Here is a 16380-nt window from a genome sequence, read left to right as displayed (position 1 = left end):
CAGCCGCCGCGCGGGTTCGCCCGCGCGGCTCAGTCGCGCTTGTAGCCGACCACCAGCTCGGAGGCCAGCTGCTCGCAGAACAACCCGATGTCGGTGATGACGCCGGTCGCCTGGGCCGAACCCCGGTCGGCCAGCTTCGTCACCGTCGCCGGGTTGATGTCCACACTCACCAGTGGGACGGTGGCGGGCAGCATGTTGCCGGTCGCGATCGAGTGCAGCATCGTGGCGACCATGATCGCGAAGCCGACCCCGTCCAGGGCCCGGCGCATCGCCCGCTGACCGTCGATGACGTCGGTGTACACATCGGGCAGTGGGCCGTCGTCGCGCACCGAACCCACCAGCACGAACTGCTTGCCCTTGTTGACCATCGCGTGCATGACACCCGAGCGCAGCACGCCCTCGGACACCGCGTCGGCGATGGAACCCGCTGCCCGGATCCGGTTGATGGCCCGGATGTGGTGCTCGTGACCGTGCGGGACGCCGTGTCCCTTGTCGAGGTCGACGCCCAGCGAGGTCCCGTACAGGGCCGACTCGATGTCGTGGGTGGCCAGCGCGTTGCCCGCGAACAGGACGTCGACGTAGCCCTCCTCGATGAGCGCCACCAGCGCGGGCGCTGCTCCGGTGTGGACGATCGCGGGGCCGCCGACCCACAGGATCTTCTCGCCGCGCGCCTTGACGTCGCGCATCTTCTCGGCGACCTGCCGCACCAGCAGCGCCTGCGGCTTCTCGCTGGAGACCTCGGAGGTCATGAACTCGAAGGACGACTCGGACGGGTCGCCGCGCTCGGGCTCGGGCAGCGGGGTGACCTTGACGCCGTTGATGCCGCACACGATCTGCTCACCGGCGCGCACGTCCGAGACCGGGATGGTGCGGGCGATCTCGCCGTCGATGACGATGCCGCAGTCCATCTCGGGGTTGACGACCTTGATCCAGGTGCCCTCGACGCGCACCTTGGTGTCGAGGTTGGTGGTGGAGTAGAAGTCGTCGGGGAACACCCCGTCGTGCGGAGCGGGGCGCAGCAGCGCGGTGCCGGGGTCGATCTTGTTGGCGCCGTGGGTCTGTAGCCGCATCACGATGCGGTCCAGCTGCTCGTGGTCATCATTGAGGACGGTGAGCTTCACATAGGACTCGTCGGTGTGGGTGCGGCCGACGTCGAGCTTCTCGATCCGGTAGTCGCCGGAGTATTCGAGTACGTCGTCGAGCACCCGCGCGAAGGTGCCGGAGTCGAGAATGTGTCCCCGGATCTCGACTGTCTCGCTGTACACCACGTGAAGCCCTCCATTATCGAAACGCGCGCCAAAACACCGACGCTAACTCACCGCTTCGACCACCGACATCGCAGGTCAGCCTTTCGTGCGGGGCGGCTGGGCGGCTCGGCGCCCGCGTAGTCTCGGTGCCGTCATGCTTGCCCTGTCGCTTCCCGTTTTCGCCGTCTCGTGCTGGCTCGGCTGTTACCTGTTGGCCCGCGATCCCGCCAAGCCGCTGCTGCGGCGCATGGCGGTGGGCCTGCTCGGCTACGCCGCCGCGATCGGCCTCGCCGGTGTCCCGGTCGCGGACGTCGCCCTGCTCGGCGTACCCGCGATCGCCTGGACGGGGGTGCTGCTGCGGCTGCCCGCCGACCGCGAGGTGTCGCGTTTGGACCCGTGGTGGCGCTGGGGCTACGCGCCGGTGGCGGCCCTCGCGGTGCTCGCGGCCGCACTGTCTGGCTCGCGGACGGGCCTGGCGATCGTGTTCGCGCTGCTCGCAGCCGGGCTGGTGGCAGCGTTCGCGGTAACGCTGCGCCGCCACGTGGGTCGGGCTGCTGGGTCGGGGCTGCTCGGGCTGCTCCTGCTGGTCACCGTCCTGTTCGGACTCGGTATCGCCGGACTGTTGCTGGGCCTCGACCTGTTGCCGTCCGCCGTCGTGCTGGCCGGGATTGGGGCCGACCTCGTCGTGCTGGGCATCCTGGTCGCCTACGTCGACGCCCTCGACGAGGGCCAGCGGCTGCGCGCCGACCTGCTGCGCTCCGCCGTCCTGGCCGCGCTGGTCGCCCTCCTGTTCGCCGCCCAGGTGTGGCTGGCCATGGCGCTCGGCCCCGGACCCACGCCCGGGCTGACCCGGCTGCTGTACGGCTGCGTCGGCGCCGCCATCGTCGTCCAGGTGCTGGCCGCCCCCGTCCATCGCGCCCTCGATCGGCTGATGCTCGGCAAGGCCGTCACCGCCGAGCGCGCCGAACTGCGCGACGCCATCGACGCCCTGCCCCGGCGGGGGCCACTGGACGATGTGGACGCCGAGGAGTTCGCCAGGCTCACCCGCCGGGCGCTGAGCCACTACGGCGATCTGGGCCGCCTCGTGTCCAGCCCGCTGACCGCGCTGCCCGTCATCGACGCCCGGTTGGCCGCCCGGGGTGCCTCCGACGTGCCGCTGGAGCGGGCCGCCGAGCTGAAGGCCGTGCTGCGCGAAGGCATCGAGCGCCTCAAACCGTCCGGCGACTTCGGGCTGTCCGACGAGTGGCGCCACTACAACGCGCTGCACTACGTCTACGTCGTCGGCCTGCGCCCCTACAGCCAACGCGCCCGCCACGACGGCCTGTCCAGCCTCGACAAGAAGGTGCTCCAGTGGTTCCGCACCGCCGTTCCGCAACGGTCGCTGCACAACTGGCAGAACGCCGCCGCCCGCCTCATCGCCGACACCCTGCGCGACATGTGACCGACGTCGCCGCCGATTCGCCCCGGTTGGCAGCGCTTGGCAGTGCCGGGTGTGTACGTGGCAGTAAAGCCTGACCAGTGTCGATGTCATCCCGCTCAACGACTCGACACCGAAAGGCAAAACCGTGAACACCGTTAACATCGCCCGTCCCGCCGACTCCGCCGTCTCCGTCAAGAGCGACAGGTTCCTGCGGCTGGTCCTGCGCCTCGACGCGGTGGCGACCCTCGGCTCCGGAGCGCTCATGGCCGCCGGAGGCGGCCTGCTGGCCGAACCCACCGGCATCCCCGCCGGTGCCGCCCACGGCATCGGCGCCTTCCTCGTCGTGTACGCCCTCGCCGTCGGGGTGCTGTCGTTTCGGCCCGTCATCAACCGGGCCGCGGCCTGGACCGTCGTCGGCCTCAACACCCTGTGGGTCATCGACTCGGTGGCCACCCTGGTGGCCGGGTTCTGGGAGCTGACCGCGATGGGCACCGGCTTCATCATCGTCATGGCGGTCGTGGTGGCCGCGTTCGCCGAGCTCCAGTACGTCGGCATCCGCCGACTCAAGTGAAACCGCCGTCGCCGCCACCGGGACACAGTGACCGGTGGCGGCACGGACATGTCACCCGGCGCGGACCGCCCGGCCTTAGGATGCGGACAGCCCCTATGGAACGGAAGTGATCCCATGAACCTGCGCGAGGAGTCGGCCGCCATCGCCGCCGACCTGGTGGCGCTGCGACGCCGGCTGCACCGCATCCCCGAACTCGGTCTCGATCTGCCCAAGACGCAGGCGGTCGTGCTGGAGGCGCTGTCGGGGCTCCCGCTGGAGGTGTCCACCGGGGAGGTGCTGTCCTCGGTGACGGCAGTGCTGCGCGGCGGCAGGCCGGGTCCGACGGTGCTGCTGCGCGGTGACATGGACGCGCTTCCCGTCGCCGAGGAGTCGACCCAGCCATGGCGCTCCGAGCACGACGGCAGCATGCACGCGTGCGGGCACGACCTGCACACCGCGGGCCTCATCGGTGCCGCCCGGCTGCTGTCGGCACACCAGGACGAGCTGGCCGGGAACGTGGTGTTCATGTTCCAGCCCGGCGAGGAGGGCCACGACGGTGCCGCGCACATGATCGCCGAGGGGGTGCTGGCGGCGGCCGGTGGCCCGGTCGACGCGGCCTACGGCATCCACGTGTTCTCGTCGATGCTCCCCAAGGGAGTGTTCGCGTCCCGGCCGGGACCGTTGATGGCGGCGTCCGACGGCCTGTTCGTCACGGTGACCGGCTCGGGCGGCCACGGTTCGCGCCCGCACGACGCCCTCGACCCGATCCCGGTGGCCTGCGAGATGGTCACGGCCCTGCAGACGATGGTCACCCGCCGCTTCGACGCCTTCGAACCGGTGGTGCTGACCGTGGGCGTCTTCAACGCGGGCACTCGGCGCAACATCATCCCGGACGAGGCCAGCTTCGAGGCCACGGTGCGAACCTTCTCGTCCGAGATCGGCGACCAGATCGCCGAGTACGCGGTCAAGACCTGCCAGGACATCGCCGCCGCCCACGGGATGCGCGCCGAAGTCCGCTACGACCGCGAGTACCCGGCCACCGTCAACGACGCGGCCGAGACCGACTTCGCCGCCGCGACCGTGCGCGAGGTGTTCGGCGAGGACCGCTACGCCACGCTTCCCAACCCGCTCATGGGTTCGGAGGACTTCTCGCGGGTACTGGCCGCGGTGCCCGGCGCCTACGTGTTCCTGGGCGCCTGCTGCGACGAGGACCCGGCCAAGGCTCCCACCAACCACTCGCCCCGGGCGGCCTTCGACGACTCGGTGGTCGCCGACGGCGCCGCGCTGCTGGCCGAGCTGGCGGTGCGGCGGCTGGCCCGGGGCTAGCGACTGTCCTAGACCGCGACCTGCGCCTCGACGAGGTCGAACAGCGCGGCCGCGATCGGCCGGACGTCGTCCAAAGTGTCCAGCCCGGCCACCTCCTCGCGGGTGAACCAGCCGAAGGGGTGGTCGGGCGTGGTGACCTGTTCGGCCGACTCGGCGACGGCCAGGTACTTGAAGTCGATGTGGACGTGCGCGTCGCGGATGTGGTTGTCGCCGTTGGGAATCGGGTGCTCGATGACCCACACCGGCAACTGCATCGGAATGGTGGTGTCGGTGGTCTCCAGATACGGCGGCCGGTGCGTGCCGACGAGGCGCAGCCCGTCCAGGCCGGTCTCCTCGCAGGCTTCCCGCAGCGCCGCCTCGCGCGGCGTCTCGTCGTCCTCGACGTGCCCGCCGGGCTGCATCCAGACCCCGAACAACGGGTGTTTGATGAGGCCGACCCGCCAGCCGTGCTCGGGGTCGCGGTGGAAGACGAAGACGCTGGCGGTGTCGTGCTTGATCATGGTTGCCCTTCTCCTAGCGGTGCCGGAGGGCGATCATGCCACGGGGGTGGGACTCGCGTCGTCTGGTTTACGCCACAGCGGCAGCGCCCGCACGCCGAGGTAGACGACGAAACCCAACGGCCCCAACAGGATGGTCAGGACCAGCACCGGGGCCATGACCAGCGGGTGCACGCCGCGCTCCCGCGCGTCCAGGTACTCCCAGCGACCGACGAACAGGTCGAAGGCGATGAAGTGGGCCCAGCCCAGCGCGCCCCCGACATCGGTGCTCAACAGCTCGGCCACCCCGTCGGGGGTCGGGTTGGCCACGGCGGGCAGCAGTTCGCCCAACAGCGGCACGGCCAGGATCACGTAGATCGCGGCGGCCGGGAGCGCGATCAACGGCGACCCCACGATCCGCCGCGTCCACCCCCAGGTGGGCGCGACGATCATGAGCAGCCAGAACGGGGCGGCGAGGTAGAAGACGAGGTTGAACATGGCCTGATACACGGGGGGCTCCTCAATGCGGATAACGAAGCTATCTATTATCGATAGCGATAGTATCCGTTCTTGGCGGAGATTGCCAGACCGTCGTCGATCCCAGTGCCTCAGTCCTCGTGCAGCGACACACCGCGCACATGCTCGGCATCGCTGAGCGCCGAGGTCAGCTTGCCGATGTTCCCGCGCCCCCGCACCGTCAGCGTGGTCTTGCGGACGTCGTCCTCACCAGTGCGCTCGGTGCTCACCTCGGTGACGGTGAACCCCCGACTGGTACACAACTTCAGGGCATCCTCCAGCGCCTTCCCCGTCGTGTACGTCAACCGCAACCGCCCCGAATGCTTCGCGTAGCGCCCGATGAACCGCTCCAACGGCTGCAACCCCGACACGATCCCCAGGTGCACCACGGTGGCCCCCACGGCGATCAACGGCATCCCCGCCGTACACACCATGGCGATAGCCGTGGTCGACCAGATCGACGCCGCCGTGGTCATACCGAACACCAGGTTGCGATGGAAGAAGATCACCCCGGCGCCCAAGAACCCGATACCCGACACGATCTGCGCCGCGATCCGCGAGGTGTCGGTGACCTCCCCGTCGGCCCCCGGAAAACCGTACTTACTGGCCAGGGTGAACAACGCCGCGCCGACGGCGATGATGGCGTGGGTGCGCATCCCGGCGGGTTTGCCCTCGAACTCGCGCTCGGCGCCGATCAACGTGCCGAGCAGGACGGCGAGAGCCAGCAGGCCGAGTTGCGTCCAGAACACGCCTACGACTTTACGCCGAATCCGGCTCCAGCAACCGAGAACGCAACCGCTCCACGGCTTCCGGCCCAACACCCAAACCCTTGTGGACAAAACCCTCGAACGACCCGTACCGCCCCTCCGCCTCAGCGAAGGCGGCCTCCAGGTACTTCGGATCCTGCGACAACAACGGCCGGAACACTTGGGCCTCCACCCGCGACACCCCCAAACCCTCCATCAGAGCGATGGCCGAGGGCAGGAAATACAAGTCGGACAACAGAAAGTCATCGAAGATCTCCACCCGGGTCACCCCGACGAGCTTCAACACGATCGCGGCCAACCACCCGGTCCGGTCCTTCCCGGCGGTGCAGTGGAACAACAACGGCAACGCGTCACCCTCGGTGATCCGCCGCAGAGCGGCGGCGAACCCGGCCCGATCGTCGTCCTTGGACACGAAACCCCGATAGACGTCGATCATGGACCGATGGGCCTTGCCATCCCCCAGCGCCCGGTTGATCAACTCCCAGTCACCCGACTTGGCCAACGAGTAGAACCCGTCCAAACTGCCACCGCCCACGGGCAACGACACCGGCGTCAAACCCTCGGGCAGCCGATCGGCACCCCCGAAACTCACCTCACCGGGCAACCGGAAATCCACCACCGCCCGCAAACCCATACCCGCCAAGGTCTCCACGTCCGCGTCGGACAACGTGGCCAGCGACCCCGACCGGTACAACAACCCATGCCGGGTACGCCGACCATCACCGGTGCGGTACCCGCCGAGATCGCGCAGGTTGGGTGAACCGGACAGCTTCGGCTCCGTGGTGTCGGACACGACCGCAGCCTATCCCGGCTTCCCCGCCCCGTCAGTTCGCGGCGTCGAGGCCGCGGCGGGTCAGCAGGGGTTCGATGCGGGGGTCGCGGCCGGCGAAGTCGCGGAAGGCGGCCATCGGGTCGACGCTGCCGCCCTTGGCCAGCAGGCGCTGGCGGAAGCGGTCGCCGTTGTCGCGTTCGAGGCCGCCGTTGTCCTTGAACCACTCCACCGTGTCGGCGTCGAGGATCTCGCTCCAGATGTAGGAGTAGTACCCGGCCGAGTAGCCGCCCGCGAAGATGTGTCCGAAGTAGGTGCTGCGGTAGCGGGGGCGGACTTCGGGGACGTTGATTCCGGCTGCCGCCAGGGCTTCGGCCTCGAAGCGTTCTACTGTGGCCCGGGGGTCGGCGTCGTCGGGGACCTCGTCCAGGCTGAGGCGGTGCCAGGCCTGGTCGAGCAGGGCCGCGGCCAGGTATTCGGTGGTCTTGAAGCCCTCGTTGAAGCCTTGCGAGGCCACCAGTTTCTCGCGAAGCTTGTCCGGCATGACCTCGCCGGTCTCGTGGTGGCGGGCGTAGTTGGCCAGTACTCGGGGCCACAGGCTCCACATCTCGTTGACCTGTGAGGGGTACTCGACGAAGTCGCGCGGCACCGTGGTGCCCGTGAAGCGGGGGTAGTGGACGTCGGAGAACAGGCCGTGCAGGGCGTGGCCGAACTCGTGGAACATCGTGGTGACCTCGGTGAAGGTCAGCAGCGTTTTGGTGCCCGGTGGGGGTTTGGGGATGTTGAGGTTGTTGACGACGACGGGGCGCTGGTCGAACAGGCGGGACTGGTCGACCAGGCAGTTCATCCACGCGCCGCCGTTCTTGGAGTCGCGGGAGTAGAAGTCGGCCAAGAAGAGGCCGAGGGGGGTGGAGTCGGCGTCGAAGACCTCGAAGACGCGGACGTCGGGGTGGTAGACCGGGAGGTCGAACCGTTCGGTGAAGGTGATGCCGTACAGCTGGTTGGCGGCGTGGAAGACGCCGTTGGTGAGGACGCTGTCGAGTTCGAGGTAGGGGCGCATCGCCTCGCCGTCGAGGTCGTAGTGCTTGGCGCGCAGCTGTTCGGTGGCCAGGGCCCAGTCCTGGGGTTCGAGGGAGTCCTGGCCCAGGACCTCGGCGCGTTCGGCGGCTTCGACGCGGACGTTGGCCACCGCGGCGGCGGCCAGTTTGGCCAGACGTTCGGCGACGACGGTCGCCGAGTCGGCGGTTTGGTCTTCGATGATGTACGCCGCGTGGTTGTCGTAGCCCAGCAGGCGGGCGCGTTCGGCGCGCAGGCGGACGATGCGCAGCAGGGTGGCGGAGTTGTCGTGGGCGGCGCCGTCGTTGCCGCGGGCGATCGAGGCTTGGTACAGCTCGCGGCGCAGCTCGGCGTCGGTGAGGGATTCCAGTTGGCTGGGCACCGTGTGGTTGTTGAGCGTCAACAGGTATTTCCCGGAAAGGCCCCGGTCGGCGGCGGCCGAGGCCGCCGTCTCGATGGAGCCCTGGGAGAGTCCGTCCAGGCGCTCGGCGTCGTCGACAATGACCGCGGCCGCGTTGGTGGCGGCCAGCTGGTTCTGCGCGAACAACGTCTCCAGACTGGACAGTTCCTCGTTGAGGGCGCGCAGTCGTTCCTTGTCGGTGGCCGACAGTTTCGCTCCGGCGCGCACGAAGTCCAGGTGGTAGCGGCGGGTCAGCCAGCGGGACTCGTCGTCGAGATCGGAGTCGTCCAGGGCGTCGTACACGGCGGCGACCCGGGCGAAGAGTCGTTCGTCCAAAGTGATCGCGTCGCGGTGCGCCGACAGCAGCGGTGCCACCCGGCTCTGGACCTCGCGGACCCGCTCGTTGGTGTCGGCCGCGGCCTTGTTGAAGAACACCTTGGCCACCCGCCTCAGGGTGCCGCCCGTGCGTTCCAGCGCCACGACCGTGTTGTCGAAGGTCGGCGGCTCGGTGGCGGCCGCGATCGCCTCGACCTCGGTGCGCTGCTCGGCCATGCCGATCTCGAAGCCGGGCAGGTAATCGGCGTCGGTGATGTCGGCCAGCGGTGGCAGCTGGTACGGCAGTGTGCTGGGCGCTGTGAAGGGGTTCTCGTCGGTCACCCAGGTCAGGGTACCCACGGTCGCGGACCTACGATGGGCGGTATCAGCTCACCGGAGGGCGGTTCGCGGCTTGCGTACGTGTTTTGACATAGCCGAACATGAGGAGTATCACGCTGCCCGGGACCTGCTGATCCGACGCTGCCGCGAATGGGCGGCCGAACACGACCGGCCCAGCGACGACACCATCGTCATGTCCGCTTTGGACTCCAGGCACTACGGCCCCGACGGACGGCTCACCTACTGGACCCCCTGGCACGTCCGCTACTTCCTGCTGGAGTGGATTCCGCGCTACATGGACGCCGAATCCGGGGAACTCGACCGCGCCCCCGAGGTGCTGCGCACCATGCTGCGCTTCATCACCGACTACGGGCTGCGCGACCCCCGTGGCGCCGCGCCGCAGGACAACGAGAAGGCCATCGACGCCACCGCGCCCAGCTTCGCCGAGGCCGTCGACGACACCGCACGCTTCGGCGTCAGCAAGTTCTGGACCCGGGTCGCCCGCACCCACGGCGTCGACGTCGCCGATCCCGGGGCCGTGTCACGGTTCCAGGAACAGGTGCGCGCCGGTGAGGTCGAGGTCGACGAGGAACTGCTGACCCGGCTGCTGGCCGACTCCTCGGCCCGGCAGCCGCTGGGGGAGGGGCGGGCGCTGGCGCAACTGCCGGTGAAGCTGCCCTCGACGCTGGAGCTGGGCGAGGCCGCCGACGCCAGCCCGGTCGTGATCCGGCTGCGGGGTCTGGTCGAGTGGCTGGGCAGCGAGGGCCGGCCCGTGACCGGTACCGGCGCGCTGCGGCGTCCCGACGCCCGCAAACTCGCGCAGCGGCTGGACATCGAGCTGGCCGACGTGCCGCTGTACGTCGCCTGGTCCAAGCGGACCCGGCTGGCCCGGCAGTACCGGGGCAAGCTGGTGCCGGTCGCCAAGTCCGCGAGCCTGCTCGACGACCCGCTGACGCTGTGGCGCCGCGCCTTCGACACCCTGGGGCAGATCGGGCCCGAGGTGTTCCGCTCGGTGCCCGGCGAGGACGGCTCGATGCTGGAGTTCACCTACGCCGACGTGCTGCCCGACGTCCTCAACTCGCTGTACAGCCTGCCCGAACCGATGCCGCTGCTGCGGCTGGGCGAGACGGTGTGGCAGTACAGCTGCGGCGTCTTCTTCGACCTGGACTCGATCTCGGCGCAGCACGCCGCCGTCGAGCGCGGCCTGGTCAACAACGACCTGGAACGGCTGTGGCAGGTGCTGGAGGAGCTGGGCGCCGCCTACCGCTCCCACGGTGTCGCCGACGCCATGTTCCGCGAGGACCTCACCGAGTTCGACCCCGAGACCGGGGAACCGTTGAGCCCCTTCGATCCCGAGACCACCGTCCGGCTCGCCGAGGACCTGGTCATTCCGGGCGAGTTGGCGGAGCTGACCGACCTGGGCACCTGGGCGCTGCGCGACCGGATGCTGGCCGAGGGCCGCGAGGCCGGACTCGTCGGGGAACTGGCGGACTGCGACGCGGCCGAGATGCTCGGCGTCGTCACCCAGCACTACCCGCTGGAGACCCGGGTCGTGGAGGTCTCGGGCTGGCTGAAGTCCAACGAGTCCAGTATCGAGACCCTTGTGGACGTCGCTCGCGCCACGCCGCTGCGCTCCCGGGCCGCGGCGATACTGCAACTGCTGTACGACGTGGACTCCGGTGCGCCGAAACTGTTGCGCCGCATGCGTTCCGACCCCGGTATCGGTCCGGCCGCCCTGGTGTGTCTCGTGGAGACCGGGGTACTGGACATGATGGACTTGACCGAACCGGAACGGCAGCTGCTGACCGCCGAGTCCTCGCTGCGGCTGATGGAGATGGACGGACCCGAGGCCATCATCAAGGGCCTGGGGGAGCTGCCGGGCATCGACGCGCGCGCCGTCCTGGACCGGGTCATGTCCTCGGGCCACCCCGACCGTCGCGCGCTCGACGAGTTCCGGTGCCTGGTCGTGGAACCCATGGGCCGTCAGGGTCTGGCCAACCGTCCCAAACCGCCGCCCAAGCCCGCTCCCGGGCGGCTGGGCGCCACCCGACGGGCCCGGGCCCGTCGGCGCGGCCAGTCCTGAGCCGTCCTCAGTCCTTCGGTGGCAGCGCGTAACCCGCGTGGTCGCGGAAGTGAAGGTCCCAGTCCTCGGGGACGTACTTCCGGCACAGCTTGCGGCTCAGCGAGGAGCACAGGATCGCGTCCACGTCGTCGGGGTCGGCGGCCGGGTGCTTGGGGATCACCGACGTCAGTGAGACCAGCTCGCGACCCGGCAGCAGTATCCACCATGGATACTCCCAGCTGTCGCGGGACTGCACCATGCCCACCCGATCGGCCCCGGATGCGTCCACTTTCTCCGCCGCCCACACGTAGTCGGCCTGCCAGGACCGGTGCCAGTTGAAGCGGGTCTCCATCTCGGAGGCCGTCAGCGTCGCCCCCTCGCCCACCAGGCGCCGGGGCATGCCGTAGCCCAGCGACAGCACGCCGGTCAGCGCGAGCCCCGCGAACATCCCGATGACAACTACAATGGACACGATGCGGCGCCATTCGCGTCGAAACCGGTGCCGCAACACCGAATCCAGCCACAGTCCCGCCAGCGGCACCGCCAACACCAACGCGTACAGCAGCAGCCGGTTGCCCCACGGCTGCCACTTGACGGTGGCCACGTACAGCACCACCGTCACCCCGACGGCCACCGCGTAGCCGCGCAGCGGTCCGGCCCGGGTGGGCGAGACCCGACGGGCCGCGACCAGCGCGGCCGCGAAACCGATGAGCGCCAACACCCCGGTGATCGGGAAGGACACCTTGTCCTCGTTGGGATGCCAGGCCCGCTCCGGGTAGTCCCGGCCCTGGAACGTGATGTCGGGGTCCTCGGGATCGACGCCCAGCGCCTCGGAGATCGCGATGACGACGTCGCCGACCGGCTGGGTGAACCCCGGTACGTCCAGCGCGGTCTGGCCGATGCGCAGCGCGTTGACGAACACCGACGCGGGATCGTGGCGCTGCATCGGGATCGAGTCGCGCACCCGCTCGGGTCCCAGCGGGTGGCCGAACTCGGCCACGACGCGGCCCAGAAACGGCCCCACCAAGGCGAAGCCCAGCACCACGATCACGATCGAGGCCACCACGGTGCGGGTCACGTGCGCGGCCCGGCGGGCACCGCGCCAGGCCAGCCACAGCTGCGCCACCCCCCACAGCACCAGCACCGGCCCGACGCCCAGCAGCCCGTTGGTCTTGGTCACCGCGACCAGTCCGGTGCCCAGCCCCAACAGCAGCACCTCGCCGAGCCCGGCCCGGCGCCGCAGCCCGTCCAGCGCCATCGTCGCCACGCAGCCGGTCCAGGCGGCCACCACCAGGTCGGTCTGGGTACTGGACGCCTCCAGCATCACCAGCGGCGTCATGCCCAACAGCAGCACGGTCAACAGCTGCGCCCGGCGTCCGCCGCCCAGCTGCGCGCAGATCCGGCTGGCCACCAGCAGGCAGCCCAAAGCGGCGCACCACTGTAGAAGGTTGTAGTAGTCGTCGCCGCCGGAAGCCAACCGCAGGTGGGTGAGCAGGAACTCCGCGCCGGGCGCCAAGGTGACCTGCCGGTGGATCCGGGTGGCGTAGAACTCCACCGAACCCTGCTGCACCCAATGCTCTATTTTGGGCAGATGGTAGGTCTGGGAGTCGTAGTTGTTCGGCGCGGCGACCACGGCGAAGACCAACTCGACCAGCACGTACGCCGCCAGTACCGCCAGTCCGGTCTTCTCCCAGCGACCGCAGGCCCGCCAGAAACCGAGCGCCCGCGTTGGTGGGTAACGAAAGCCGGTGAACCCGCCGTCGCGGCGAAACCGGATCACGGCCGGTATCGCCGCCAACACCAGCATCACGGCCCACACGACCGCTATCCCGACAACGTCGAACCAGCCGCACCACGACAACAGCTCGATTCCCGCGACAGCACCAGCACCGGTGAGTACACAGGCACGCACGACCGCGAGACGCAATCGCCCCGGTCCATAGGCGGGTCGCCAAGCGTAAGCTATCAACGTCACCGTCAAGGCCGCCGCGACGATTACGAGCATTGACGAATTAAACCCGACCGTTGAACACTGTGTCGCAGTAGGTGTGTCGCCATTACTACCTCGGACAGGTTACGCTTTGGCGAACATTCCCTCCTGCCAAGAGGAAACCGTGAAGCTCTCCATCCTCATGCCTGTCTACAACGAGGAAGAACGGGTCGCCGAGGCACTCAAACTCGTCCTCGCCGTCGAATACCCGTGCCCCGTGGAAGTCGTGGTCGTCAATGACGGCAGCCGCGACCGCACCGCGGCGATCCTCGACCACGTGGACGACGAACGGGTGCGGGTGCTTCACCACACCCGCAATCGCGGCAAGGGCTCGGCCATAAAGACCGGCGCGCGGGCCGCCGAAGGCGACTACATGATCATCTTCGACGCCGATCTCGAATACGACGCCGAGGACATCCCGCAACTGCTGGCGCCGGTGCTGGACGGCCGGGCCGAGGTCGTGTACGGCAACCGCACCTTCGGCAGCCACAGCTCGTTCTCGTTCTGGTACGTGGTGGGCAACAAGGGCATCACGCTGGCGGCCAACGTCCTGTACAACTCGTACATCGGCGACCTGGAGACCTGCTTCAAGCTGATGCCGGTGTCGCTGTACCGCTCGCTGAAGGTGCGCTCCCGCGGTTTCGGCATGGAGGCCGAGGTGACCGCGAAGCTGCTGCGGCGCGGTATCCGGCCCTACGAGGTGCCGATCTCCTACAGCGCCCGCACCCGTCACGAGGGCAAGAAGATCACCTGGAAGGACGGCGTCGAAGCACTGTGGATACTGGGGCGTGAGAAAGTCCGTCGCTGACCCGACGTGACCGCCGTGACGACCACGGGGCCTTTACTGAAACTTCCGTGCGATCGTGACAGTATTCAATGCGTGTCTTCGACTTCGGATCTCGTCATCGACGTCAGTGACGTCGTGGTGCGCCGCGGCGCCTCGGTACTGCTGGACCATGTGGACTGGCAGGTCGAGCTGGATGAACGCTGGGTGATCCTCGGCCCCAACGGGGCCGGCAAGACCACCCTGCTGAACCTGGTGTCGGGGCGGTCGCACCCCACCAAGGGGACGGTGCGGGTCCTCGACGAGCAAATGGGCAAAGTGGACGTCTTCGAGCTGCGGCCCCGGATCGGGCTGGCGTCGGCGGCGCTGGCCGAGACGATCCCGGGTGACGAGCCGGTCGCCGACGCGGTGGTGACGGCGGCGTGGGCGGTGCTGGGCCGGGGACGTGAGTCCTATGAGGCCATGGACGAGATCCGCGCCCGGGGCCTGCTGGAGCAGTTCGGCATCGACACCCTCGCCGACCGCCGCTACGCGACCCTGTCCGAGGGCGAACGCAAGCGGGTCCAGATCGCGCGGGCGCTCATGACCGACCCGGAGCTGCTGCTGCTCGACGAACCGGCCGCCGGCCTCGACCTGGGCGCCCGCGAGGCGCTGGTGGGACGGCTGGGCGAGCTGGCCATGGACCCCGACGCCCCGGCCCTGGTCCTGGTGACCCACCACGTCGAGGAGATCCCGCCCGGCTTCACCCACGCGCTGCTGCTGACCGAGGGCGCGGTCGTGGCCTCGGGGCTGCTGGACGACGTCCTGACCGCCCAGAACCTGTCGAAGACCTTCGGCCTGCCGCTGCGCCTGGAACGCGACGGCGGCCGATTCACCGCCCGAGCCGCCTGAAATCTTCCGTCCCGCGCCGCGCAGCGTTTAGGCTCGATGAATGGCGTGGGAACGGTCCTGGCGTGGCGTTGCCGCCTGCGGGGTGGCCGTCACGGTCACGGCCGCGCTGGTGACCGGCTCGGTCAGCACCACCACGCCCGCCCACGCCGACGTCGGTCTCATCGCCGACGCCATGGCGCAGGGCCGCTCCGCCTCGCTGGCCGAGGACCACCTGCCGTCCGAGTACACCCGCCTGGGCCCCGCCGAGGCCGCCGCCGCCATCGCGAAGGACCCGCGGCTGGCCAGCGAGCGCGCCGAGGCCGTCCCCGCCGCCGACGCCGCCGACCCGCTGGAGGCCGGGCTGGCCAAGTTCAAGTCCATACTCGACACTGGTGGCGGAGTCCGCGACGTCGCCCGCGCCTACCGCGAATTGCCCGCCGAGGCCACCCGGTGGCTGGCCGCCGTGTTCCCCGGCGTGATCGGCAACCTCAACGGCGCCGCACTGTCCGATCGCATCGCCGCCAACCGGATCCGGGCCGCGGCCGTGGTCGCCGGTTCCCGGGCCTGGCCGTCGCCCACGCGGCCCTGGACCGAGGCGGACCGCGAGCCGCGCCGCGACTACTCGCACCTGCTGGACGCGGGACGGCAGCTGATCTACTTCGATCCGGCGGCCAACCAGCGGATGGGTTCGTGGGTCGAGGTGCGCGGCGAACTCGACACCGCCGACTACGTCGCCGTCCTGGTGCCCGGCGGCAGCGCGTTCATCACCACCGGCGAACCCGGCGGCTTCGCCGCCAGCGGCAACTTCGGCCGCTACTCGGCCCGCGCCGACAGTTTCGTCGAGGCCGCCGACGGCGAACTGGCCGTGATCGTGTGGGCCCAGCCGCCGTCGCCGTCCGGCTGGGTCGACGAGGCCGACCCGTCCTGGGCCCAGGACGCGGCGCCGCGACTGGTCGAGTTCATGGACGACCTGAACCGGCAGCTCGACGACCGCGACGTGGCGGTGACCGTGGCCGGGCACTCCTACGGCGGCGCCGTCGTGGGCCTGGCAGAGGTCCAGGGCTTCGACGCCGACCGCGTCTTGCACGTCGCCTCGGCGGGCGCCGGATACGGCGTCACCGGGCCGGGCGACTACCAGCCGCGCTGCCGCGAGCGCTACTCGATGATGGCGCCGGGCGACCCGATCAGCTACGTCCAGGACATCCCGGCCGCCACCGGCCTGGGCCACGGCGCCGGGGTGCACGACCTGCCGGGTGTGGTGCGCCTGGAAACCGGGTACCTCCCCGACGACCCCCAAGCCCCCGACGACGTCGGCCGCACCCTCGGTTCGCAGGGCATCACCGGCAAACGGATCTCGGGTATCCACGCTCACAGTGAGGTGTTCATCCCCGATTCGGGGGCTTGGCGAAACATGCTGGCCGTGTTTAGCATGGTCGACCCGCGCCCGGCCGCCACGCAGCCGCCGCGCGACAGCCAGTGCTGAGCGGAACGAG

Annotated in this window: 14 protein-coding genes; 7 read left to right on the top strand and 7 right to left on the bottom strand. The window is 69.6% G+C overall.

Annotation, left to right across the window (positions count from 1 at the left end; genetic code table 11):
• Nucleotides 1–29 precede the first annotated feature (29 nt).
• Nucleotides 30–1268, bottom strand: a complete 1239-nt coding sequence (locus SNAS_RS24045) for an ornithine cyclodeaminase, nickel-pincer nucleotide-dependent (RefSeq protein ID WP_013020076.1) — start codon at nucleotides 1266–1268, stop codon at nucleotides 30–32.
• Between the two features lie 133 nt (nucleotides 1269–1401).
• On the opposite strand from SNAS_RS24045, the gene SNAS_RS24040 reads away from it, so the two are divergent.
• From SNAS_RS24040 to SNAS_RS24030, 3 genes are all read left to right on the top strand, one after another.
• Nucleotides 1402–2688 (top strand): hypothetical protein, encoded by a 1287-nt coding sequence (locus SNAS_RS24040; protein WP_013020075.1) that lies wholly within the window; start codon nucleotides 1402–1404, stop codon nucleotides 2686–2688.
• Between the two features lie 124 nt (nucleotides 2689–2812).
• Nucleotides 2813–3238, top strand: coding sequence for a hypothetical protein (locus SNAS_RS24035; RefSeq protein ID WP_013020074.1), 426 nt, complete (start codon nucleotides 2813–2815; stop codon nucleotides 3236–3238).
• Nucleotides 3239–3352: 114 nt separating this feature from the next.
• Complete coding sequence (locus SNAS_RS24030) at nucleotides 3353–4543, top strand: M20 metallopeptidase family protein (RefSeq protein ID WP_013020073.1); 1191 nt, start codon at nucleotides 3353–3355, stop codon at nucleotides 4541–4543.
• A gap of 8 nt (nucleotides 4544–4551) precedes the next feature.
• Here SNAS_RS24030 and SNAS_RS24025 read toward each other — a convergent pair whose 3' ends face one another.
• From SNAS_RS24025 to SNAS_RS24005, 5 genes are all read right to left on the bottom strand, one after another.
• Entirely contained in the window at nucleotides 4552–5043 is a 492-nt protein-coding gene (locus tag SNAS_RS24025; RefSeq protein ID WP_013020072.1) for an NUDIX hydrolase, read from the bottom strand.
• A 33-nt stretch (nucleotides 5044–5076) separates the two neighbouring features.
• Nucleotides 5077–5529 (bottom strand): ABA4-like family protein, encoded by a 453-nt coding sequence (locus tag SNAS_RS24020; protein WP_013020071.1) that lies wholly within the window; start codon nucleotides 5527–5529, stop codon nucleotides 5077–5079.
• A gap of 98 nt (nucleotides 5530–5627) precedes the next feature.
• Nucleotides 5628–6284: an MgtC/SapB family protein gene (locus tag SNAS_RS24015; protein ID WP_013020070.1), complete on the bottom strand. Its 657-nt coding sequence runs from the start codon at nucleotides 6282–6284 to the stop codon at nucleotides 5628–5630.
• A gap of 10 nt (nucleotides 6285–6294) precedes the next feature.
• A complete protein-coding gene (locus SNAS_RS24010) occupies nucleotides 6295–7095 on the bottom strand; it encodes a tyrosine-protein phosphatase (RefSeq protein WP_013020069.1) in 801 nt (266 codons plus the stop codon).
• A 31-nt stretch (nucleotides 7096–7126) separates the two neighbouring features.
• Nucleotides 7127–9184 (bottom strand): M3 family metallopeptidase, encoded by a 2058-nt coding sequence (locus SNAS_RS24005; RefSeq protein ID WP_144300620.1) that lies wholly within the window; start codon nucleotides 9182–9184, stop codon nucleotides 7127–7129.
• A gap of 70 nt (nucleotides 9185–9254) precedes the next feature.
• Between SNAS_RS24005 and SNAS_RS24000 the strand changes: the two genes are divergently transcribed.
• A complete protein-coding gene (locus SNAS_RS24000; RefSeq protein WP_013020067.1) occupies nucleotides 9255–11264 on the top strand; it encodes a hypothetical protein in 2010 nt (669 codons plus the stop codon).
• Between the two features lie 7 nt (nucleotides 11265–11271).
• Here the strand turns inward: SNAS_RS24000 and SNAS_RS23995 are convergent, their stop codons facing one another.
• Nucleotides 11272–13248 (bottom strand): hypothetical protein, encoded by a 1977-nt coding sequence (locus SNAS_RS23995; RefSeq protein WP_013020066.1) that lies wholly within the window; start codon nucleotides 13246–13248, stop codon nucleotides 11272–11274.
• Between the two features lie 109 nt (nucleotides 13249–13357).
• Between SNAS_RS23995 and SNAS_RS23990 the strand changes: the two genes are divergently transcribed.
• The 3 genes from SNAS_RS23990 (at nucleotide 13358) to SNAS_RS33185 (ending at nucleotide 16370) form a co-directional block, all read left to right on the top strand.
• On the top strand, nucleotides 13358–14041 hold the full coding sequence (locus SNAS_RS23990) for a glycosyltransferase family 2 protein (RefSeq protein WP_013020065.1): 684 nt from the start codon (nucleotides 13358–13360) through the stop codon (nucleotides 14039–14041).
• A 63-nt stretch (nucleotides 14042–14104) separates the two neighbouring features.
• Entirely contained in the window at nucleotides 14105–14908 is an 804-nt protein-coding gene (locus tag SNAS_RS23985) for an ABC transporter ATP-binding protein (protein ID WP_211207484.1), read from the top strand.
• Between the two features lie 40 nt (nucleotides 14909–14948).
• Nucleotides 14949–16370 carry an alpha/beta hydrolase gene (locus SNAS_RS33185; RefSeq protein ID WP_013020063.1) on the top strand — a complete coding sequence of 474 codons (1422 nt, stop codon included), beginning with the start codon at nucleotides 14949–14951 and terminating at the stop codon, nucleotides 16368–16370.
• Nucleotides 16371–16380 lie beyond the last annotated feature (10 nt).

This window comes from Stackebrandtia nassauensis DSM 44728, from assembly GCF_000024545.1.
GTDB lineage: Bacteria > Actinomycetota > Actinomycetes > Mycobacteriales > Micromonosporaceae > Stackebrandtia > Stackebrandtia nassauensis.
Note: the sequence above shows the minus strand (reverse complement) of the source record. Positions and strands in the feature narration are given on the sequence as shown.